A 23,555-nucleotide genomic window follows, 5' to 3' on the forward strand; every position below is an offset into this window, starting at 1 on the left:
GCGATTTCAGAAGTGATAAAAGGCATTTTCAAAATGCTCTAATCGCTCTAAATCTTTGTTTTTTAGCACCGCAATAATATCAAAACGCACTTCAAGGTCAAGATCATTGGAGATAATGTATTCATCGGCCGCCTTCACCAATAATTTTATCTTGGAAGAAGTCACAAAATCCTGTGGATCGCCAAAGAAATCGCTATTCCGCGTTTTTACTTCCACAATAATAAGCTGATCATCTTTTTGGGCGATAATATCAATCTCTGCCCTTTGATGTCTGTAATTTCGCTCTAGAATACTATAATTGTGCTTCCGTAGATAATTGGCTGCCAATTGCTCGCCAAAGGCACCTAATTCGTTATGTGTTGCCATTTTACTTTCCCGCGAATGCAGAAATTATTTTGACGGGGGAGTCAGTAGTGTAAAGTTACCGAATTATTTTCAACGGTAAGCGTCGCTTCTCCGCCAAGTATCAACGCACGATTATCTGCTATATGACCTGCTGGAAAGTTAAAACAAACAGGGTAATCATATTCGGCCACCGCTTCTGCGATAATTTCGTGAGCGGTTTTTCCAAACGGAATGGTATTATCATTCATATCGCTCATTCCACCCACAATAAGTCCCTTTAGTTCAGCGAGCAATCTGTTGCGTTTTAGATTTTGCATCATCCGGTCGATATGGTAGAGATATTCGTCCAGATCTTCAATAAAAAGAATCTTTCCAGCAGTATCAAGTTGCGACGGACTCCCAATAAGGGAATATAGCAAAGATAGATTTCCACCAACGACTTGGCCTTTGACCTTTCCATTGCGATGATGCTTATTTTCTTCGGAAATGTAACGAACTTCATACTTTTTTCCGAAGAGCACATCACGTACACTCTCACGGGTTTCAGCCGACTTTATATCGAATTCCATTGCCATATTTGCATGTAATGTTTCGATTGAAAGCGAATGAATATGGCTATGTAAAACAGTAACATCACTATAGCCTATGATCCATTTTGGATTACTTCGGAATGTTGCGAACTCTAATTGGTCCACCATTCGAACCGTTCCGTAGCCACCGCGCGCGCACCAAATTGCCTTGATCTCAGGATTATCCATCATTTCCTGAAAATCTTCTGCCCGTAAACGGTCATTTCCTGCAAACTGGTTATAAGATACATTGATGGTTTTCCCTAACACCGCATTTAAATCCCACGAAGCTAGAAGTTCGATAAAAGGAGCAAGTTCTTCTGAAGTGATCTTCCGCGCCGTTGAAACGATACCAATCGTATCGCCTTTTTGTAAAGATGGAGGTCTAAGCATATGTTAAAAATAGTTTCTTACACAATACAACAATAACTATTCTGTTAAAAATAGCGTGTCTCGGCTGTAAAAGGCTATTATTCAGTATATTTCGTTTAACAAACCATTAAAAAGCACTTATGGAAACAATTGTATCTTCTCCCCCGTGCAATTTTTCTACACTCGCACCCTATGTTCCTACGGGTGCTAATCCGTGGAATACTACAAAAATCAAGCATATTTATAGACGTTTGGGTTTTGGAGCCTCTATGGCAGATGTAGATGCCGCACTTACACTCACACCAGACCAACTTATCGATTCGCTTGTTGATGGAGCATATAATGAGCCGCCAACTGCAGCACCTTTTTGGGGGAATTGGGCTTTTAGTGATTTTTCAGATTACGAAACCCAAAACAATACCTTTATTTACGAATGGCGTATTGAAACAGCCAAACATTTTATAACGGAAAATTTACGCGGGCGACTGGTTGCATTTTGGTCCAATCACTTCGTTACTGAATTGGAAAGCTACTTCTATGCGCCCTATCTTTTTCAATATTATAATACTATTCAAACCCACGTAGCTGGGAACTTTAAGGAGTTTGTGCGTCAAATTGGTGAAAATTCAACCATGCTTATTTATCTCAATGGTTTTGAAAACACAAACACCAACCCCAATGAGAACTATGCAAGGGAACTTTATGAATTATTTACCTTGGGTGAAGGAAATGGATATACCGAAAATGACGTGACCGAAACCGCTCGAGCCCTCACAGGCTACAATCATTGGAGCGAATCTGGTGCCCAGATCTATTTTGATGCTATCACTCACGATACAGGAAACAAAACCATTTTTGGTCAAACAGACACCTTTGGTTATGATGGTGTTATTGACAACCTTTTTAATGAGCGCGGTACAGAGGTTGCCTTTTTTATCTGTAAAAAACTCTATCAGTTTTTTGTAAGTCAAACAATCGACACACAACTCGAACAGGATATAATTCAGCCGCTGGCTGATACGCTAGTTGCAAATAATTACGAATTGGTCCCTGTTTTAAAACTATTATTTAAGAGTGAACATTTCTTCGATGAACGCGCCTTAGGTGTTGTAATTAAAAGTCCGTTTGACGTGATTTTTAATTTTATAAACGAAACCAATTTCTTTTATAATGATACGCTTGTAGAAGCCTTTGTATACTATACAGGACTCATGGGACAAGAAATTTTTGATCCGCCCGATGTCTCCGGTTGGCAACGTGACGAAACATGGATCAATACCTCAACACTCACTGGGCGTTGGGAACTGATGCAACTCTATATTGATTGGTTGTTTTATAACGGCTACGATGTTCCCTTTGTGGATTTTGCAAAGGACCTTACAAACAACAGCAACGACCCCGCTTTGATCACCCAGATCATTGTAGATCATTTTGTTTCAAAAACGCTGCATACGGTTACAGATTACACTACAGCAACCGATATATTTAAATGGGAAGTACCACAGAATTATTACGATAATGGTATTTGGAATCTCGATTGGCCCGATGCTGGCTATCAAGTAACCCTACTGTTAAAGCATATTTCCAAAATGCCCGAATTCCAACTTAAATAGATCGATCATGTGCAATAATCATCATATCCCAAATAAACAGTCGTCAAACGACGAAAAACACGTGCATGATCAAGAACATGCCACTTGGAATCGCCGCTCATTTATACAAGCTCTTGGCTTAGTAGGGGCCGGCGGAATGATGCTCGGACCCGCAGCGGTTTCGGCTTCCAAACCCTCACCTCTTTCCGTAGCTCTTTCCGCAGCAGAAAATGATCGCATTTTAGTTATCGTACGCCTAAAAGGTGGTAACGATGGTCTCAATACCATTGTTCCTGTTTATGATTATGCAACCTATGCTAATTTGCGCCCTACTATTCGTCATCAACAAAGCGACCTGATCAACTTGGACGCAAATTTTGCGATTCCCAATTATATGCAACCGCTAGAAACTATGTGGGGTAATGGTGCTATGAAAGTGGTACACGGTGTAGGCTATCCGCAGCAAAATCTGTCGCATTTTCGTTCTTCGGAAATTTGGGCATCAACTGACGATGTCAATTTTGAACCCACAGGCTGGTGGGGACGTTATTTTGAAGATCTCTATCCCGACTATCTTATTAATCCGCCAGAAGTTCCGCCGGCCATCCAAATTGGAAGTATTGGAAACTTAGTCTTTGAAGGCGACAACAACAACTATGCTTTTGCTGTTGCTAATCCTGCGCAATTAGAAAGTGTAGCCCAAAACGGAGCTTTGCACGATGTCCTAAATATTCCAGACTGCGTATACGGAGATAAATTACTCTTTATGCGCGCCACAACCAATACAACTTTTACCTATGCAGGCGTGATCAATGATGCATATATGGCCTCAACTAATAGTGTGACCTATGATGATAACGATCTTTCAAATCAGTTGGCCATAGTGGCCAGAATGATCAAAGGAGGTTTGGGAACTAAAGTGTACATGGTTTCTTTAGATGGTTTTGACAATCACGCCAACCAAGTGAATGATCATCGCGAATTATTGGAAGCCTTATCAAACAGCATGAAAAACTTTTATGAGGATATTGGCGCAATTGGCATGGAAGACGAAGTGCTTGCTATGACCATCTCAGAATTTGGAAGAAGACCTTATGAAAATGGCTCTAACGGAACTGACCATGGCGCAGCGTCGCCTGTCATGCTTTTTGGACCGGCTCTGGAAGGCAGCGGATTTATAAATCAGCATCCGCAAATAGACGTTTGGGACAATAACGATAATCTTATCCCTACTACAGATTTTAGAGATGTATACGCCTCGGTATTGACAGATTGGTTTTGTTTAGACCCTTCCATAGTAAGCGGAATTCTACTCAACCAAACCTATGAAATTCTTCCACTCGGTTTCGATTGTGAGTTTTTAGGCTCTACAGATTATAGTAATGTTAGCCGTTTTCAACATGCCGGCGTTTATAAAAACGAACGCACATATATAGACTTTATCATGCCATTTAGTGGGCACGTTGATATTAAACTGTATGATATTCTTGGTAGAGAAATTGGAACCTTAAAAAATGAAATTCTCACTCCAGGACCTCACAGTATTGACGTAAGAGCTTCAGTTAAAACCCGATTGTCATACGGACAATACGTTTATCGTATGCAAGTTGGAGGACAATTTTACAGCAAATCGATCTTAATTCGATAATCGCATATGCTGTAACTGAAAAGTCCTCCTCCCCAGAAGGACTTTTCTTTTTTCTAAAACCCCTAACGCGTATAAAATTGCTATTTTTGTGGCTGCTTCCAGCCTAACGGAAGTATAAGCTATTATGACTGATCCAAAACGCTATACAATTACCGCCGCATTACCTTATACTAACGGCCCTGTACATATTGGACACCTAGCAGGTGTTTATGTTCCAGCCGATATCTACGCTCGCTTTCAGCGATTACAGGGCAGAGATGTTGCTTTTGTCTGCGGAAGTGACGAACACGGTGTTCCCATTACCATCAAAGCCAAAAAAGAAGGAATCACACCTCAGCAGGTGGTTGATAAATATCACGCAATCATTAAAAGGTCTTTTGAAGACTTCGGAATATCTTTCGATAACTACTCGCGTACTTCTGCAAAAATACACCACGACACGGCCAGCGATTTTTTTAAAAAATTATATGACGACGGAAAATTTATCGAAGAGGTGACCGAGCAATTTTACGATGCAGAAGCCAATCAGTTTTTAGCAGATCGTTTCGTAGTGGGAACTTGCCCAAAGTGCGGTTTTGAAGAAAGCTATGGCGACCAGTGTGAAAACTGCGGAACCTCGCACAATGCAACCGACCTGATCAATCCGAAAAGTGCCATTACAGGCGCTACACCAAGTCTTAAAGAAACCAAGCATTGGTTTTTACCGTTAGATCAATATGAACCTTGGTTAAAAGAATGGATCATTGAAGGGCATAAAAAGGACTGGAAAACCAACGTTTACGGGCAATGCAAGTCATGGATCGATGACGGGCTTCGTCCGCGTGCGGTAACGCGCGACCTCGATTGGGGAATTCCTGTACCCGTGGAAGGCGCCGAAGGAAAAGTGCTCTATGTTTGGTTTGATGCGCCTATTGGATATATTTCAGCGACCAAAGAATGGGCAGCACGTGAAGGAAAAGACTGGGAACCGTATTGGAAAAGTGACGATACCAAATTGTTACATTTTATAGGAAAAGACAATATTGTCTTTCACTGTATCATCTTCCCAAGTATGCTAAAAGCTGATGGTTCGTACATTGTTCCAGATAATGTTCCAGCCAATGAGTTTCTAAATTTGGAAGGCAACAAGATCTCAACTAGCAAAAATTGGGCGGTTTGGTTGCATGAATATTTGGAAGAGTTTCCAAATCAACAAGACGTGTTGCGTTATACGCTAACGGCGAATGCTCCCGAAACAAAGGACAACGACTTTACTTGGAGTGACTTTCAGGCGCGAAATAACAATGAGTTGGTTGCTATCTTCGGAAACTTTATCAATCGAGTAGTTGTGCTTACGCATAAATATTACGATGGAATCGTACCAGAACCTAGTTCTTTGTCTGAAATAGACACAGCAACCTTAAATGAATTAAAAGCCTATCCTGCGATCATTGAAAGTTCTATTGAGCGCTATCGTTTCCGCGAAGCGCAACAAGAATTGATGAATGTAGCGCGTTTAGGAAACAAATATTTAGCCGACGAAGAGCCTTGGAAAACGATCAAAACCGATGAGGAGCGCACCAAAACTGTGATGTATGTTGCATTGCAAGTTGCAAGTGCTTTGGCGGTATTAAGCGAACCTTTTCTTCCGTTTACTTCCAACAAATTAAAGAACATGCTAAATATTAACCTGAGTTCGATTGAAGGATCGCTTTCGTGGAATGACATTAGCGAGCAGCAAGCCTTGCTTCCGTCTGGGCACACGATCAATCCTGGTGAATTACTCTTCAGCAAAATTGAAGACGAACAAATTCAGCAGCAATTAGATAAATTGGAGGCGAGTAAAAAAGCAAACCAAGCGGCAAATGCTTCCGCAGCACCACAAAAAGAGATGATACAATTTGACGAATTTACCAAGCTTGATATGCGCGTAGGAACCATCCTTGAAGCCGAGAAAATGCCGAAGGCAAAAAAATTATTGGTGCTTAAAGTGGATACAGGGATCGACGTACGGACCATAGTTTCTGGGATCGCAGAAAGTTTTACCGCAGAAGAAGTAGTTGGTAAAAAAGTAACCGTTTTGGTAAACCTTGCTCCACGTGCTTTGCGCGGTGTGGAAAGCCAAGGAATGATCTTAATGACTGAAAATTCGGAAGGAAAGCTTGTTTTTGTGAATCCAGATACTGATGCGCCAAATGGTGCGACGATCAATTAATGACTAAAACTATACATGAGAATATTCTACATCCTATTACTTTGCTCTATTAGCGCCTCGGCTCAACAGAAATTTTTAGAAATACCCAACGATTTAAAACAAGGACAACGCTTTGTGCAAGATGCCTTTGCCGTGGTAAATGAAACAGAGCATACCTTTGCGATCTTTATTGATGACAATAAAACGTTGAATGGTTATTTGTATAATCAGAATCTAGAACAGCTTGCAAAATATGCATCCGACGGTCTCCCTAATAGATACAATCAAATTATTGGACAAACCATAAGAGGCAATCAAATCCGCCTGTATTTAACGAATGCAACCTATAAAAAATTTGGCACAATTTTGTTTGATTTTGATACAGGGAAATCTATTGAAACCGAATTTGATTTTAAATTAAAAAAAGATCGTTTTTTGCAATCTCACAGCTATGATGATCACTTTTATATACTCACGGTAGATAAAAGGGCATCTGTTTTAAATGTGTATGATTTTGATCATAAAGGTGAATTTAAAACCAAGTCCTTTGATTTTACAGATAAACCTATTCGCAATTATGAAAATAGAGCCACTACTTTGTATAGGTTATTTACTGAACATAATGGCTTTGAAAGTATAATTAACGTTGTCAAAATTGATGAAACGAACCCAAATTCTATCGATATTACGAGCAAGGGATCAAAATTCTATGATCGAAAAGACAGTTTTATTCTAACGTTGGACGAAGGAAAACTTTTTACTTATATTTTTGAATTTAAACTTCCCGAAATAGGGGTCAATTTTTATGCCCTTCAGAAACCACAGTTGGAGCATATGGGAGAAAACGATAAGAATAATTCGTTCCTCTTTGGAGATAAACTTTTTCAGATCAGTGGAAGCCAGGATGAATTGGCATTTTCAGTTAAAAACATTCATACCAAGGAAGAACTAAAAAATATAAGTTTAGGACCAGATGATGATCTGTCTTTTAAAAACACTCCGATCCTTCAGGAAGGTGGCGGTATTTTTAATCCTGATCGTGTTCGCGAAATGGAAAAGACCTCCAAATTCATGCGGAAGATCTCAACTGGAGATATTGGCGTAGCGGTAATTCCATTTAAATCTGGATATCAGGTGACTATAGGTGGTGAAAAACCCATTGGATCTAGTGCAGGTGCTTTGCTTCTTGTTGGCGGCATGGCAGCTGGTGTTCCCATAGTTACTGCGGGCGCATATAACATGACCTACAATCCGGTTTACTTTGCTTACAATTCGTACTCTGCTACGCAGTCGATTCGTATTGAATGTTTATTTGACGAATTTTTCAATCATATAGAAGGTGATGTACCTGAAAATCCATTTACGGAAATTAGAGCATTTTCAGATAAAATAAAATTTCCAAAAGCAGAAAATGTCTTCAAATTGCAAGACAACTTCATTTATGGTGTATATAGTGCCGATGAGCAAAGATATACTTTGACAAAATTTGACTGATTCATAGCCTTTAAGCAGTATTCAAAAAAAAGCGCTGCATTAGCATCTACAATACTATGCTCAAAATAGCCTATCACCCTATTTTTACACATAATCTTCCGCTAGGACATCGGTTTCCTATGTCAAAATACGAATTGTTGCATAGTCAGTTGCTACATGAAGGAACGTGTACTTCGGAAAATTTTTTTGAGCCAGGACTTGTAAATGAAGAGGCTATTCTAGCAATACATACCCAAGATTACGTCGATAATCTAAAGGATCTTAATCTTGATAAGCGCGCAGCGCGAAAAATTGGTTTTCCGCTTTCAGCCAAATTGGTAGAACGCGAACAGATCATCACACAAGGCACTATTGAAAGTTGTGTGTTTGCATTAAAGCACGGGATTTCCATGAATATTGCTGGCGGCACCCATCATGCCTATCCCGATCATGGAGAAGCCTTTTGCCTATATAACGATCAGGCGATTGGAGCCAAATATCTTTTGAGTAAAAGTAGCGCAAGGGTCGATGCGATGCCAAATCAAATTCGGAATAACACAATAAAAAAGATCTTGATCGTCGATTTAGACGTGCACCAAGGCAACGGAACTGCTGTAATTTTTCAAGAAGACTCTTCAGTGTTCACTTTTTCCATGCATGGTGCAAGTAATTACCCTTTCCGAAAAGAACAAAGTGATCTAGATATTGCGGTAACAGACGGTAGTGATGATAAAGCCTATCTTTCGCTTCTTAAAGAGACCCTTCCGAAGCTCATTCAGCAAGAAAAACCCGATTTTATCTTCTACCTCAGTGGCGTTGATATTTTGGCAACCGATAAATTAGGGAAACTAAACTGTTCGATGGAAGGCTGCAAAGAGCGCGACCGTTTTGTCCTTCAAACCTGCAAAGATGAAGGCATTCCAGTACAGGTGAGTATGGGTGGAGGCTACTCTCCAGACATCAAAACGATCATCGAAGCACATGCTAATACCTATCGAATAGCACAAAAGATCTATTTTTAATAACTTCATTTGTAATGTAAGCCTCATCTTTCAGACTACCCCACTATGCAACATGTGTTTTCAGAATTTAGTACGGGTGCCATCCTAAAAATCGGTGACCTTTCATTATTGTCTAGAAATATTGACGGCGCTGTTGTTGGGCTCTATACTTTTATTTGGGCGACATCGGGACCCATTCATGTTCTTGTTGACGGAGTACCAACTAGCATAGATGCTCATCATATTTTGGCACTAACCCCCAATCAACATCTTTCCATTCTCGAAAAAAATGAAGCTTTAGTCTATCAATTCAATAAAGAATTTTACTGTGTTCGAGATCACGACAAGGAAGTGAGTTGTGTGGGTCTACTTTTTTTTGGCGCTAAAAATATCCCCATCATCGCTTTAAATGCACAGGAGCAGCAGAGATTTACTCAATTGCACGGTGTCTTTTTGGAAGAAATGGAAACAAAAGATACTATTCAAGCCGAAATGCTCCGCATGCTTTTGGCTCGCTTTATTATTAAAACCACTAGATTACTAAAAGTAGGAAATGACCCCGTAGGAAACCACAGTGGAAATTTAGACTTGTATCGAGAATACAACTATTTGGTCGAAAATCACTTTAAAGAGGCCCATAATGTCTCTTTTTATGCCGAAAAACTCTTTAAATCGCCAAAAACGCTTTCCAATAGTTTTTCGAAATACGATAAGAGTCCGTTGCAAATTATTCACGATCGCATCATTTTAGAAGCCAAAAGGCAACTTACCTATACCGACAAAACCACTAAAGAAATTGCTTTCGATATTGGTTTTGACGATCCTTCTCACTTGAGTAGGATGTTTAAGAAACAAACTTCGGTTTCTCCTTCCGAATTCAAAAAAGGACTTCAAAAAGTAAATTAATCTTCTATTTGTAATAATTAAGGAAGAATTGACATGTTCTAGGGAAATCTCTCCCTTCTTTTAGGTGTTCCTATTTCAGATCTTTGTAGTGTTAATATTAGTAACCGTAGCACAGCTACAAATACCATATGATCATGAAAAAACTAAACCTAATAATCGCACTTCTATTTTTTGTGTTTCTTTCATCAACTACAATGAATGGACAAGAATATTTCGAACAATTAAACACTGTAATTCTTTCAGGTCACGATAGCAATGATGCACAAACCTATAGCTGGGTAAATTCAGAACTTATAGAAAAAGAGCGCTTTAAATTTCATTCTGAAATAAAAAATGCCAAAGCAGAAGCCATCCAGGTAGCTTTTCCAATGGAAGAGCGCACTGAGATCATTTCAAAAGCAGATTATTTAAAAGAACTTCGGAAAGCCGGAAATCGAAGCGAAAATGCAGCCGATTTTATAGAATATTTGGGGAATAATCTAACTATATTCTCTGGTACTTCAACCGAAAACCCTACCCTCACTGAACTATACAAGGTAATTAGATCTAACACCATAGAAGGAAAACTTGATATTATTGAAACAAATTTAGCTTTCTACTAATTCATCCGAAGGAAAAATTGATAGGACTACAGGAAGAATTGAGGTTTTAATCAGTCCGCTACTGTTTCATCTTTGTACTATAAAACAAATACTATGAAAAATTCACATACCTCTATTTTTAATCTCATCGAGATCTTCCGAAAAGGGAAAGAAAAACTATCTAAAAAATTAAACGCACTAACACATTGTGAACATAAAAGTTTACACGATTACTACTGTGATGCCGAATAAGCTTTTACATCCTTAACAAAATAAATAATTCATGAAGAAAATCATTTCAATACTTGTTATCGCTTTAAGTTTTACAACGTTTTCAAAAGCTCAAGATGCTACGATGACAGCAGCAACTCCCGCAATAATCTCGCTATCGCAGAGTCCAGGAGAATTTGATCAAAAAACAATGACCGTAAATGAAGGTACTTATGTTTTTGAAATCACAAACAACCAAGCTGGAACTGATGTAGGTTTCGTCTTGGTTCCAAAAGGAAAAGACGTTTCAAAAGCCGAGAATCATATTAAAACAGCCTATGTTACAACCGTTGTAAAAGAAGGAAAAACGGAACGCAGTAACACAACAACATTAACTAAGGGAGAATATGTTTATTTCTGCCCGTTAAACAAAACAACAACAGATAATACGTTGATTGTACAGTAATAGATGTTTAATTGTTTAGTGAGAAAGGAGCCTGAATCAGGCTCCTTTTTTTATTGATTTAAATCAAGAATGCACCAAGAGTTTTTCAACTCCCAGTGCATTCACCTCCCGTCAAGGCCTATTTGCCTGTAGCAAATATTTCCTTCAACTGTTTCACCATACCTCCATCTCCGGTGACCGAAATCTCCCCGATCTTATCGGCGATCTTTTCTACATATTCCATTTCTTTCAATTTGTAGAGCATTTCATTGTCTTCCATCAATTTGGCGGTGTTCAACAAGCTTCTTGTTGAAGCTGTTTCTTCACGTCTTGTGATCACATTGGCTTGCGCCTTTTTTTGTGCTACCAAAACTTGGTTCATGATGTCTTTCATTTCACCGGTCAAAATAACATCACGTATGCCGCAGTTTATAACAGCAACACCCAACTTTGTTGCGGCTGTCTTTGTGTCTTCAAATACAGCATTCGCAATCGCACTTTTGTTTTCCAACAATTCATCCAATGTAAGCGTACCAATGTAGGCACGCAACGCCAATTGCATAGCGATATACAATTGCTTTTCAAACTCTTTGTTTTCCATCAAGGCTTTTTCAATGTTTACCACACTGTATTGTGCATAGAAGTTCACTCGAATTGCTGCCTTGTCTTTGGTCAACAATTCTTGTCCAGCAACTTCCAATTGCAACATACGCGTATCTACTTTTACGATCTTGATCGTTGTGTCGTTTCTCCAGAAACGGTATGTGCCACCCGTCAATATCTTTACAAAAATATCATTGACAAGCAAGACCGCTTTTTCATAAGCCGCAACTTCAAAAACACGGATATGTTTATTCAATTCATATTTGGCAAACAAAGCCGTATCTATGTTTTCGGTGATATAGATCTTACCCAAATCAACCATCGTAAATGTATAAGCTACCAAACCTTTCCAAAACACATAGCGTCCTGTAGTAAGCACTTGGCTGTAGGTTCCATTTTTGTAAACAATGACAAGTTCACTGTCTTTTACGTCAATAACGTGCAACATAGCCGCCAATGTTTCATCCTTTAGCCAAATGTCAAGCGCCACGGGCACTGCCGTCATTTGCTCTGCAAGGTTATAGATATATACATTGTGCATCCAGTTGACCCAGTGTTTTCCGGTAGCGATCACACGTTTGTATTCTCCATTTCTGAAGACCAAACCTACTTTTCCTGTATTAATTCGTACTCGTTTCATTGTATTCATTTTTACTAATTAAACATAAACCAACCCACCTCTTGTGGGCTCGTGTCATCTCCTCGTCAAGCTACCGGTGCGACTCGATCTAGAAATTTCTTTTTATTTTTTTGGGCGTTTCCCAGACACTCGCTAACACTCGGTCTGGGTCGGGCTTTCGGTGGTACACGGTACCTGCCTCAATCCCTAACGCGAATTCATCATGTAAATAAAAAACAGTAAAGAGTAGATCATCTCTTCAGTTACGGAAATGCAACTTTTTTAAAGCGCCGTGATCTCGTTTTCAGCATCTATTCGAAGCATGCCTATTTCCGAAGAAAAAGCTGCAACGTCTTTCTGCCTAAAAGGATCTCCTTTTGCAAAAAATACAGTTGTATTTCAAGGTACTTGCAAGACTGTTTTTGTGTTGCCACGCAAACTAATCTGCTCCTTACTATTTTATCAATTTTACAGCGTGACTGGCTGTTGACCCTTTTTAAAAGCGGCCGGCTTTGGTGGTCATTTTTTACAAGTTGACCTTCTTTGAGTGGTGAATTTTCATTCACATCCTACGTTATGAGCGTAGTGCTCTACCGCTGAGCTATTGTAGCGCATTGCTACAAACCGGATTCGAACCGGTGACATCCACTTCTGTTGATCTAACCACTGATCTATCGCATCAACGATGCGAGTAGGATTCGAACCTACGTATACAGAGCTACTATTATTTGGCTAATAGTAAAAGCCTCCAAGTCAAGTTGAATATGACAATCAACATACATCGCTGCACGAAGTCATACAATAGTGCCATACAGAAACACCCAACAAGACTCGCTTGGTGTGAAACAGACAGGATTACGCCCTGCCTTTTTTATTTACAATTTGGAGTTCGTGAATACTCCGCATTTTGAACCTAGCTCTTCGAGGATTACGTAATCCTACCCAGACCTACTTTGCTATTTATTTAACCTGATAGGAATCAAACCTATACCTTGAGCATTATTAGCTCACGTGCTACGTTTACACAACAGGTTAATTTGTAGGCTATGAGAGAAGAAACTCTCGTCTTCCGATAGAAAGTAGGAGACATAGCAGTACCGAAGGGATTACTCCCGACGCCCTTATTTACTTCTTAAGGTGTTTATGCATGCTTCGTATTTCGAACCCACACCTTCTCCATAGACAGTGGAGCGCTCCGTTATTTCTTTTTTGAGCGATTCTTACTTTTCTCCTTTCTTTTGGTTTTCGACTTCTTTTTGCTTTTTTTCTTGTTCTTTTTCTTCGGAAGTTTTTCAACAACGCGCTCCATTTCCCGTTTTACAAAAGCACTAAGATTGTTGCACTTGCTTATACGAATTGCTTCTTTGTACGCTTTTTTAGCACGCTTTAACTCGAACCTTCCTTCAAAAATTTGACCTTGTAGCCATTGCATCCAACCTTTATCAGTTCCTTTTACTGTAATCGCATAATCCAATAAGCGTTGTGCTTCCGTAAAATCTTCATTCAGAATTAGAACATAACTATAGTCTATATACAACTTGCCCATTTCCATATTTTGGGTCATTGCTAACTCAAAATAGTGCTTGGCACCTTCGTAATCACGCAACTGATAGGCTCTTACTTTTGCCATTAGTAACAGTGCTTCTGCATTCTCTGGATCGTAAGACAACGCATAGTTGAGCGACTCCATAGTCTCTTCCAAACTATATGAATAAGCGTCTAAAGCCTTGAACAAATACATATTATGTGTGTCCATTTTGGTTTCTTTTACTAATTAATTTTACAGCGATATGCTGCATTTTTAAAACCGAAACGGAATGGGAACGTCAAAAATTGACGTAAAAAAAATCCGAAACGGTTGTGCCTGCTTCGGATTTTCTCATAGAAGATTTTTAATTTCTATTTACAATCTCGAAGCTTTTCAAAAAATGGAAGTTCAGTTCCACTCATTTGATCTATGTGAATATTTCGTTGCATAGCTTCTTGTTATTGATTCGTTATTTATTAAAACCGTAATGTTTGACGGCGGTGCAAAGATGGGCAGTAATTTTAAATTTCCAAATAAAATTTAACTTTTATTTTCCTGATTATCAATTTGTTATGATGATTTTGGGCATAAGAATTCCTGTCCGTTATTTACGGATGCTCACACCATGTTGCAAGTTGCTGTTTCTCTTTTGCTTAGGTTTCAAAGGCGGTATATGCTACTTTTCAATCTTCAATAAAAATAATTTCAAAAAATTCCATAAAAAAAGCGTCCATGTTGATGGACGCTCTTGTATCTGTATAATTTTAATGATTTTTTTGTCAAAAAACAGTACAAAATGTCCCATATCGGCACAATAAATCTTCATCTGCGCGATATTGAAACGAACTTTTTAGTCCGATTGGGTTCATATGTTCTACTATCGTTTTCATTCTTTTTTCTGAAATGCAAATATGCTATAAAATATAGGTTGTAGCCAAATTTAATTTTAGCGGCGTTGGATTCAGTATCTAAAAGACAACTCCGAAACTCAGAATTAAGTAAAAACACGTATAACCAAACTTTTCATTATGTCGTAAATTTCTAAATAACAGAGATTTACTTAATAATGTAATATATAGAAACAATGGGGCAAGGTGGAAAAATCACATTAGTTAACAGCACAGATGAAGACTGGATAAAGATAAAAGAGCATTCTTACCAAATGAATTCATGGAGCTTCCCAGATAAAATTGAATCTAAAACTTCTATAAGTGTCTATATCGAATGGGACCAAGGATTTTTAATTCAACAGGCTGATGATTCTGGAGAGGTCGATTATACAATGCAAGGTTCTGGGAAAACATTCCAGATTCAGGCACGGGCAAAGAAAGGTTTTGACCTGAGGATCTACTATTCAACTCTTGAAACCCATTCTAATCCAAGAAACACTCTAATCTCGTTAGGGTGGAATCATGATGGTCATGTGGCTTATCTTTTATCTGGAAAATTGGGTGATTTTACTTCAACCCATTTAAACGGAGCTTCCTGGATGGAGGACAATCTATCTCTATTAGCTTCCAAAAAAATTAATGACATTTGTATCGTTGGTGCGCATGACTCAGGAATGAATAAATACACCTCGGGAACAGTCTTCGCTAATGACTGTAATGTTCTTACACAAAGTAACACCGTAAAGGGTCAACTCGAATGTGGAGCACGCTATTTTGATATTAGACCTGTTATTAGTAATAGCAACTACTATACTGGTCATTATGGTTACATTGACGCGCTAAGCTCGTGGCAAGGGGCAAACGGTCAATCAATCGACTCGATTATCAAGGATATTAATGATTTTACTCAAGTTCAAAATGAATTGATTATTTTAAATCTATCACATTCGTTAAATACAGATCTTGGCAGCGATTCTTATAGATCTTTTAATCAATCTGAATGGAACGCGTTATTCAAAAAATTATCGAAAATAAATAAGTTATTTGTAAGTGATAAAAACACTGATCTAACGCAAAAAAATGTACAAGACTTTATTTCATCACAAGCATCAGTTATCATCATATTGGAGGATAACGCTAACTTGAATCATTATGAAGGAAACGGATTTTACCAATATTCGTGCTTTGATGTTTACAATAGCTACGCTAATAAGAACACCGTCGATGAAATGGCTTCAGATCAAATATCAAAAATGAAAGCACATGGTGGAACTTACTTCCTATTATCATGGACTTTGACTCAAGACAGCCTTCAAGCGTCTACCTGTGCCTTAGGTGTCTCATCAAGTATAAAGGATTTAGCTAATGAAGCAAATCAACGATTTGTGGATATGGTTTATCCACAAGTAACAACTGCAATATTCCCAAACATAATTTACTTAGATAATATTATAAATTCAGATTCCGCAGCTTTTGCTATGTCTATAAACTGGAAGCGGCAATAGATATACTTCATGGTAAAACTCACGAGTGCCTATTGACCTAAAAAACGTTTTTGAATCCATTAAATTTACTATTATCGCTGCGATTTACATTCCAAAAGTGTTGCATTTGGTCCAATAATAACAATCTTTAGAATTGTTTTCACCACATTCTTTCTTGAACTGTTGACCAATAAGCTTATCATAAGCTTGATTTTTCTCCGATAAAGTTGGTACACATTTCGGGTACTTATACGAACATTCTATTGCACCTTTTAAGGTCGCTTCTTTTCCGTCTGAGAGAACGACCATAAGATCACCTCCTGAGCAGCCTGATGGTTGGATTCCAAAGTTACTAGTTCCTGATCCCTGAACGGGCATAAATTGATGTGGTATTTTCATAATGTATAGTTTTAAAGTAATAATAATAGTAATAATTCTGGTAGTACTTCGGCTAACACCTCAGCACCAACTTCGGCACCGACCTCAGCACCCACTTCTGCTCCAACTTCTGCTCCAACTTCGGCACCAGCTTCAACACCTACTTCCGATCCAACTTCTGAGCTAATTTCACTTGAAATATCGGCTTCTGCTTCGGTACTTGCATCCACACTGGATTCGGTGAGATCACCCTCACCCATTTCGGTTTCATCGCCTAGACTATCTTGCGAGCCCGTACAATCATTATGCACCAAAATTCCAGATGTTGTGACAAAATAATTGTGATTGTCTTCCACTTCAAAATTGTACACAGAAACATCTTTCATCATGGTAGTAATATCTAGAATAAGTACTTGGTTCAAGTTTCTATCTATTAACATGTCTCCAATGTTGAGTTTTGCGGCCGCTGCATAGTCCCCAGATGCCACCTTGAATGGATGTTCTTCGGTGGTATAAATTTGTTCTTTTTCGGTGGTGATCACATAAAGCTGTTCTTTTTTTCTTCGAATTAATTGAATTACCTTCTTTAGCTCTATGATTCTGAGCTTATCATTAAAGCTCCAAACCAAATCTCCAGTTTTGACTGATTCAATATTTACTAAGCCCTTCTCAGACCATACTTTTGTCCCCGCTATAAAACAGCCAGTATCTGAATCAGATAGCACGTCCATTTGTACATCTTCTCCTGGCGCTCCCACATCACTCTCACTTTCATAGGCGTCACTTTCGTCAGAATCGTAACTGGAATCATCACTATCGTCACTGTCATCTTCATTGCCATTCTCATCATTACGACGCAATTTGATACATTTCGCGATACCAGAGGCCAAACCAATACCTGTAGCAACTACAAAAGCGCCAGTCCCCCAGAGTCTTGCTCTAAGTTCTCCCCCCTTTCCTTCAACTGTATAATACATTCCTACATATCCTATTAGTCCTGTTAAGGCTCCACCTCCACCATAGGCAGCGATCGCTCCAAGGCAATTCATTTGACCTGATGGATCATTATACTTAATAGGATTGCCGAGCACATATTGATATCTGTTGAAAGCATCTTGTGTTTTACTACTAGCACCAAGACCATTGTCTGCAGTTATAAACCGACCTGTCTCAGGGTTATAATAGCGCTGACCGTAATAATATAGACCTGTGTCTTGATCAAGACGCTTCCCTGTATACGCGGGCATATCTGAGGCAAGTAAACTACTGTTGTCAAAGAGTTTTCCGTAGGGCAAATAGAATAAAAGGTTATCTTTTTGTCCTGCGCTGTTTGTTACTATTCGCGTACTACTGATTTGATTTTGATGTAAATAGACCGTTTTTTCTTCGGAAGGTACGCTAGTAGAAAGATCCATATATACAGCGGCTATTTTCCCTGATGCTCCAAATACATACTTGATAGACTGCTTTTTAGTCGCATTTACAACGACTTCATAATTTTCTGAAATATAATATCGTTCAGTTCCGTCAGCAGATTTTGATTTCACCCTTCGCCCTGCATGATCATAGGTGTAGACAATAGAATCCTCTGTTGTAGGGTTATATATTTTTTCTAGTCGATTTTCAGCGTCATAACTAAAATTTTGAGTGGTGGTCGCTGTTGTTTGTGAAGTGATATTTCCTATTTGATCGTAATCTGCCTTATAAATGTTTTCATTTGATGCGTTAACCCCACTAATCATTTGATGACCATTATACGCATAGGTAATGTCATTTTTCCTAATTAGATTTCCTGCATTATCAAAGTCGTATTTTATGGTTCCGTAGGTACCATTGGAAGTAGCAGTAGTTAAACGTAAATCGCTGTATTGAAAGTCTTGGCTATAATCGAGGCCTGAGGGATCTAAATCGTTAATACTCTCGATCTGGTTTAGTTTATTCCACGTCAAACTATCATTTAAAATAAGGTTTCCATTAATATCTTTTATCACTATTGAGTTTGGAAGTCCTCCTAAAGCATAAGAATATGTTGACTCAACACCATTTCCGTATGTTATTTTATTTGGTGAACCATTGGCATTTCGATCACTGTAAGTCGCAAAAGTTTTGCCTTGCAAGCTAATAGAATCTAAAGAGCAGGCAGTAAATTTTTTCGATAAAACAGTATTATCTGGGTAGGTATACTCATAGGTTCGTCCTGAAGGGTCCGTTTTAAACTTGGTGATAAAAGGCTTGTTTTGACCAAAAATTTGTAAACTAACCGTTTTTTTGTTTCCGTAAACATCATAAGAATAGGTGTATTTGGTTGTAGATACTCCCTTCGCATTAATAACCTCTGCACTAGTCATTTTTCCCAAGCCATTATCGACAGTCTTTTCATCATACATAAATTTCATTTGGGTACCATCATCCCATTTTCTGGAAATGATTCGCCCTAATTTGTCGTATGAAAAATTTGTTGTTCCGTTTGCATCGGTTTTGGTTGTTAAACTACCTTCCTTATTGTAATTAAACGATATGGTATCCTGTGCAGGGTTATACAACAGCACTTTTCGGCCTTTTGAGTCAAATTTTAGGGTATTGGTTAGCCCATTGGGATCTGACGGAGCAGCAGGGTCTGTTGCACTAATTTTTCTTCCTAAAATATCATACTTAAAGGTAGTAGTAGCAGGAGAAACCTTTCCTGAAATCATTTGAGTGTTAATAGCTTTTCCATTAGCGTACGCATAGGTTAAGCTTTTGTCATATTGATCTGGTGAACCAAATGCCTGCTGAATATTCATGCTATAGCCTTTACTATTATAACTATAGGCAGTTGCTGTTACGCTCGAATCTTTTGCCAATTGGCCAGCTGGTGCAGAACTACGAACAATTCTGTTATAAACATCGTGTGTTTTACGAATATAAAATTTATCGCTATCCGTTGAGAAGTAGGGCGTTGACTGTATTACTACATTGTTTCTACTGTCAAAAAAATAATCTACCGTGACATCATCGTTCCCGTAACAATTTGTAGTTTTTACATTTTTATAAGTAAGACCCTTTCCGTTCAGATAGTGCTTTAGCGTATTATAAACTGGGGAGCCGTTTTCCGGCCAATTCTGAAGAATAGATTCTAATAAGTAGATAGAATCGGTTCCTTGTTTAGCAAATTGATATTCTTTAAGCGTAATAACCTTTTCTGATGAAAATAGAGAAGATCCAGTTACAAGAGGATTTACTTGATTTTTACTTGCTTGCACATTTGCAATATCAGGCAATGGTCCTTGATCAATCAATTTTCTTCCGAATTCGTCAAATACAGTAATATCTACATTTCCATTTGGATCTTGCGTAACCGATTTTTTTCCAAACCTAGGGTCGTAACCGTATCGATAAACAAGAGAATCTCCTTGAGTATTTTGAGGAGTCATTTTTGTAGCGACGTATGTATTATAAGTAGCATCATATGTTCTAATTGTGTTATTCCCTGCCGGATCAATAATATTTATAGTATTTCCAAATTGATCATATGAATATTGGTAGGTGAGCCATACATTCTCATTCTTGTCATTATCCCAACTACATCGACTTGCAATATTCATATTGCTATCATATGCAATACATTTAATGTTAAAATCATTTTTATTATCAAATTTTGGATCAACGGTCGAACAACTAATAGCATTCAATCCAGATGCTGTTGCATTTGCGGACACCTTAACAAGTTCCATAAAACCAAGCCTCCAATTTGAAGTTGTATCATTTTTGAAGATTTTATGTGTGTAGACATTATCCTTTGGATCAATATCACCTCCAGCCTGATTGGTATAGTTCAAGTTTGATTTTAAAATTACATTTCCATAGGCATCATGTGTATTGGCTTGACCAATAGAAAATTTATAAACTCCATAATCGTATATATCTGTAATATCAAGTGCTTTTAACCGCTGATATACATTATTATATGGTTTAAACGTAAGACTATCCTGTGTTGTGCAAACAGTGCCCGGTTCACATACATAGGTGGTTGATTTATTTGATAAAATTTGGTTTGTAGTGCACCTCGAGTCGGTTGATGAAGTGCCGCATTGAACTTGAGACGATTTTAATAACCCTGTGAAAGGGAATGTTTGAAGATAGTCCTTCTGCAAAGTGGTTCCTGCGCCCATATCTTCTTGTATCACAGTTTCAAATCCAAGCCAGCCTCTTCCTTGAAGATTATACAATGCATTTTTATATTGAAATTTTTGAACGTTAGAATAGACCGATGCATTGATTGTCTTTTCATTTTCACCAGTCAACGAAGTCACCACATTGATGCGGCCACCTTTGATTCTCCTTTGATTAAAAACAGCCAGTTGTGGGTTTACTGGTAAGGATAATGAGGTATGCGCTAAAAAGGATACGTTTGACGTTGAGGCACTGCCGCTATAGGAATATATGTCTGGATTCGAAATTGTTGAATATGCTAGGGTATACTTATTACCCAAGCCATCTGTTGATGATGAACAAAGATCTGGATACAACCCTTGGTACAATGAGGCTTTAATATCATTTTTATAAAAACCAACAATTTCAGCTATTCCGTCGCCCGTGATATCAACCATCATCCTCATTTGGCTGCTAGTCCATCCTTGATTTATTCCATAATCTGGATAGGTTTTGCCTTCATTCCAGTAAGATTTTGAGAAAGACACACCATCAGAGATAGCTATCTCGACACCGTTTTGTCCATATCCAACAATATCAGCCATACCATCGTTGTTCACATCAGAAAGTAATCTTGGTGTCGAAGATGTCCATCCTTGATTGTTAGTAAAATCTGTAATCCAAGATACCGGAGCTAAAAATTCTTTACCTGTGGAAATTGAGACCATAATCTCTTCTTTAAAACCAATAATATCGCTATGACCATCACCGTTGACATCTGCTAACATAATCGGAAAATTAGCAGGGTTATTCCAGCCTTGATCCGCTCCAAAATAAGGAAAGGGATTTCCACCATTCCAACTCGAAATTTCAAAACCTGATCCTGTTGATAGTCCTACTACCACTCCAGCATTACTAAATCCCACAATATCTGCCGAGCCATCACCATTGACGTCGGCCATAACTCTTGTATTTGTGCTCTGCCAACCTTGATCAACGGTAAATCCAGTATACCAGGATGTTGGATTCTCAAATGCTGACCCATTAGATAAAGCGACCATAACGTTATCTTTAAAACCTATTAAATCAACTTTTTGATCACCATTAACATCAGCAATGGTCACAGGATAAGCTCCTGCTGCGTTCCAGCCTTGATTCACCCCAAAGTGAGGAAAAACATTTCCGCCATTCCAGTCGGACGTTGAAAAGCCTCCAGCACTCAAATTTCCCTTTGAGATTCCTACTAAAACCCCATTCATTCCTATCCCAACAACATCAGATAATCCATCGCCGTTGACATCGGCCATATATCTCGGTGTTTTTGAAGAGTTTTGCCAGTTAGTCCCGTCCATGCTAAAGTCTGAAGACCAAGTCTCCGTATTTTCAAACAGCGGTGATCCCGAACCAGGATTTACGGCAGCTGTCGAGACTTGTGTGCCATTTTTAAAACCTATGATATCCATACGTCCATCACCATTTACTTCGGCCATCGTAACCGGAAAACTTGACAGGTTGTTCCATCCAGCATTCGGAGTAAAGGCATTGCTAAGAGCAGTCGTGGTTTGAGCATAGTTCGTATTTCCTTCCTGGTACGTAAATACCGTTTGTGGAAGACTAGTCGTGGGTCCAGATTCTTGAATACTTTCAATTTTAGCTCGGTCAACTGGAAAATTCTGAGTTTGATAATTGACATCATACGTTCGAACCATTTGGGTACCAACGAATGTTTTGATGGCTATTAGTCTAGCCGCATACCGTACCAAATAGCCTCCTATATATTTCTCTTCTACATCCTTTCGTGCCTCGTACTCAAATCGAACAAAACGGTTAGCAGCCGTACTTCCGTTTGAAGTGTAGGCAATCTCTAACGGATAATACGCTCCAGGCGTCGAAATTGCAGTATTATTATTGGCATCAATAGGATTTGAGGTATATGAATATTCAATCACATTTCCGTTTAAATCAGTTGATTTGTTAATGGCCCAGAGACGGACATCTGATTGACCATCGGCCAAAACACGACTATCTACCGTGCCGCCATATTCCAGTTGTTTTCCATTTTTTTTTGAAACTAAAAATTGGGTGGGACCCGATCCACTCTGACCCTGAGAAACAAGTCTATCCCAAGACTCAACTTCAGTGTGATACACTGTTTTATCCGCACCATATGTGCCTTCAACATTAATTAATCTCGAACCATCTTTAGTGAATCTATCATTTGGCCCATAACTTACCCCTCCAATAAAACCGTCAACGGCTATAATGGCGCCTGTTCTAGTTATCGCAGACAAACCTTGCAAACTCCACCCCATTCCTAGCATTCCATTTTCTCCCTGACTAGAATATGACAAGATTAATTTTGGGCTTGCGCCATCAATGCCAGGCGGGATATCGATTGGGATAGACAAACTAGCGCCTCCATTTTTTCCAATGGTTGCGTTGATATTAGTTGTTCCAATTAATTTAACTGTTTTGGCACTTAATTCAACTTCTTCTCCATTTGGATCAACGATTTGATGGCATGCCGACAATAACAGTAAAAAAATAAAAACTTTTAGTTGATGTTGATGTTTCATAATTAATTCTCTTTTATGTTATTAACTGAAT

16 protein-coding genes and 1 tRNA gene are annotated in these 23,555 nt (G+C 38.6%); 10 read left to right on the plus strand and 7 right to left on the minus strand.

Features of this window, described 5'->3' with window-relative positions; all coding sequences use genetic code 11:
- Positions 1-6: 6 nt before the first annotated feature.
- Positions 7-366: a YraN family protein gene (locus tag ACY2RU_RS11110; RefSeq protein WP_490138531.1), complete on the minus strand. Its 360-nt coding sequence runs from the start codon at positions 364-366 to the stop codon at positions 7-9.
- Between the two features lie 41 nt (positions 367-407).
- Positions 408-1,307, minus strand: coding sequence for a S66 peptidase family protein (locus ACY2RU_RS11115; RefSeq protein WP_490138532.1), 900 nt, complete (start codon positions 1,305-1,307; stop codon positions 408-410).
- Positions 1,308-1,426: 119 nt separating this feature from the next.
- On the opposite strand from ACY2RU_RS11115, the gene ACY2RU_RS11120 reads away from it, so the two are divergent.
- The 9 genes from ACY2RU_RS11120 to ACY2RU_RS11160 all read left to right on the plus strand — a co-directional run bounded on the left by ACY2RU_RS11120 (position 1,427) and on the right by ACY2RU_RS11160 (position 11,336).
- Positions 1,427-2,899, plus strand: coding sequence for a DUF1800 domain-containing protein (locus ACY2RU_RS11120; RefSeq protein ID WP_490138533.1), 1,473 nt, complete (start codon positions 1,427-1,429; stop codon positions 2,897-2,899).
- 7 nt (positions 2,900-2,906) lie between these two features.
- Positions 2,907-4,526 carry a DUF1501 domain-containing protein gene (locus ACY2RU_RS11125; protein ID WP_490138534.1) on the plus strand — a complete coding sequence of 540 codons (1,620 nt, stop codon included), beginning with the start codon at positions 2,907-2,909 and terminating at the stop codon, positions 4,524-4,526.
- 124 nt (positions 4,527-4,650) lie between these two features.
- Positions 4,651-6,720 (plus strand): methionine--tRNA ligase, encoded by a 2,070-nt coding sequence (gene metG / locus ACY2RU_RS11130; protein WP_490138535.1) that lies wholly within the window; start codon positions 4,651-4,653, stop codon positions 6,718-6,720.
- 15 nt (positions 6,721-6,735) lie between these two features.
- Entirely contained in the window at positions 6,736-8,193 is a 1,458-nt protein-coding gene (locus ACY2RU_RS11135; RefSeq protein ID WP_490138536.1) for a hypothetical protein, read from the plus strand.
- A 56-nt stretch (positions 8,194-8,249) separates the two neighbouring features.
- On the plus strand, positions 8,250-9,194 hold the full coding sequence (locus tag ACY2RU_RS11140; RefSeq protein WP_490138537.1) for a histone deacetylase family protein: 945 nt from the start codon (positions 8,250-8,252) through the stop codon (positions 9,192-9,194).
- Between the two features lie 45 nt (positions 9,195-9,239).
- Positions 9,240-10,079: a helix-turn-helix domain-containing protein gene (locus ACY2RU_RS11145; RefSeq protein WP_490138538.1), complete on the plus strand. Its 840-nt coding sequence runs from the start codon at positions 9,240-9,242 to the stop codon at positions 10,077-10,079.
- Positions 10,080-10,213: 134 nt separating this feature from the next.
- Complete coding sequence (locus ACY2RU_RS11150; RefSeq protein WP_490138539.1) at positions 10,214-10,681, plus strand: hypothetical protein; 468 nt, start codon at positions 10,214-10,216, stop codon at positions 10,679-10,681.
- 93 nt (positions 10,682-10,774) lie between these two features.
- A complete protein-coding gene (locus tag ACY2RU_RS11155; protein WP_490138540.1) occupies positions 10,775-10,912 on the plus strand; it encodes a hypothetical protein in 138 nt (45 codons plus the stop codon).
- 31 nt (positions 10,913-10,943) lie between these two features.
- Positions 10,944-11,336, plus strand: coding sequence for a cupredoxin domain-containing protein (locus ACY2RU_RS11160; RefSeq protein ID WP_490138541.1), 393 nt, complete (start codon positions 10,944-10,946; stop codon positions 11,334-11,336).
- 118 nt (positions 11,337-11,454) lie between these two features.
- Here the strand turns inward: ACY2RU_RS11160 and ACY2RU_RS11165 are convergent, their stop codons facing one another.
- The 3 genes from ACY2RU_RS11165 to ACY2RU_RS11175 all read right to left on the minus strand — a co-directional run bounded on the left by ACY2RU_RS11165 (position 11,455) and on the right by ACY2RU_RS11175 (position 14,293).
- Entirely contained in the window at positions 11,455-12,558 is a 1,104-nt protein-coding gene (locus ACY2RU_RS11165) for a slipin family protein (protein WP_490138542.1), read from the minus strand.
- 593 nt (positions 12,559-13,151) lie between these two features.
- Positions 13,152-13,219: transfer RNA gene (locus tag ACY2RU_RS11170), tRNA-Ser, on the minus strand.
- Between the two features lie 516 nt (positions 13,220-13,735).
- Complete coding sequence (locus ACY2RU_RS11175) at positions 13,736-14,293, minus strand: tetratricopeptide repeat protein (protein WP_490138543.1); 558 nt, start codon at positions 14,291-14,293, stop codon at positions 13,736-13,738.
- A gap of 856 nt (positions 14,294-15,149) precedes the next feature.
- Here ACY2RU_RS11175 and ACY2RU_RS11180 point away from each other — a divergent pair.
- Positions 15,150-16,460 carry a PI-PLC domain-containing protein gene (locus ACY2RU_RS11180; protein WP_490138544.1) on the plus strand — a complete coding sequence of 437 codons (1,311 nt, stop codon included), beginning with the start codon at positions 15,150-15,152 and terminating at the stop codon, positions 16,458-16,460.
- Between the two features lie 84 nt (positions 16,461-16,544).
- Here the strand turns inward: ACY2RU_RS11180 and ACY2RU_RS11185 are convergent, their stop codons facing one another.
- Both ACY2RU_RS11185 and ACY2RU_RS11190 read right to left on the minus strand, forming a co-directional pair.
- On the minus strand, positions 16,545-16,838 hold the full coding sequence (locus ACY2RU_RS11185) for a hypothetical protein (protein WP_490138545.1): 294 nt from the start codon (positions 16,836-16,838) through the stop codon (positions 16,545-16,547).
- 11 nt (positions 16,839-16,849) lie between these two features.
- Positions 16,850-23,524, minus strand: a complete 6,675-nt coding sequence (locus ACY2RU_RS11190; protein ID WP_490138546.1) for an RHS repeat-associated core domain-containing protein — start codon at positions 23,522-23,524, stop codon at positions 16,850-16,852.
- Between the last annotated feature and the right edge of the window lie 31 nt (positions 23,525-23,555).

Source organism: Ulvibacter sp. 2305UL32-6, from assembly GCF_058148545.1.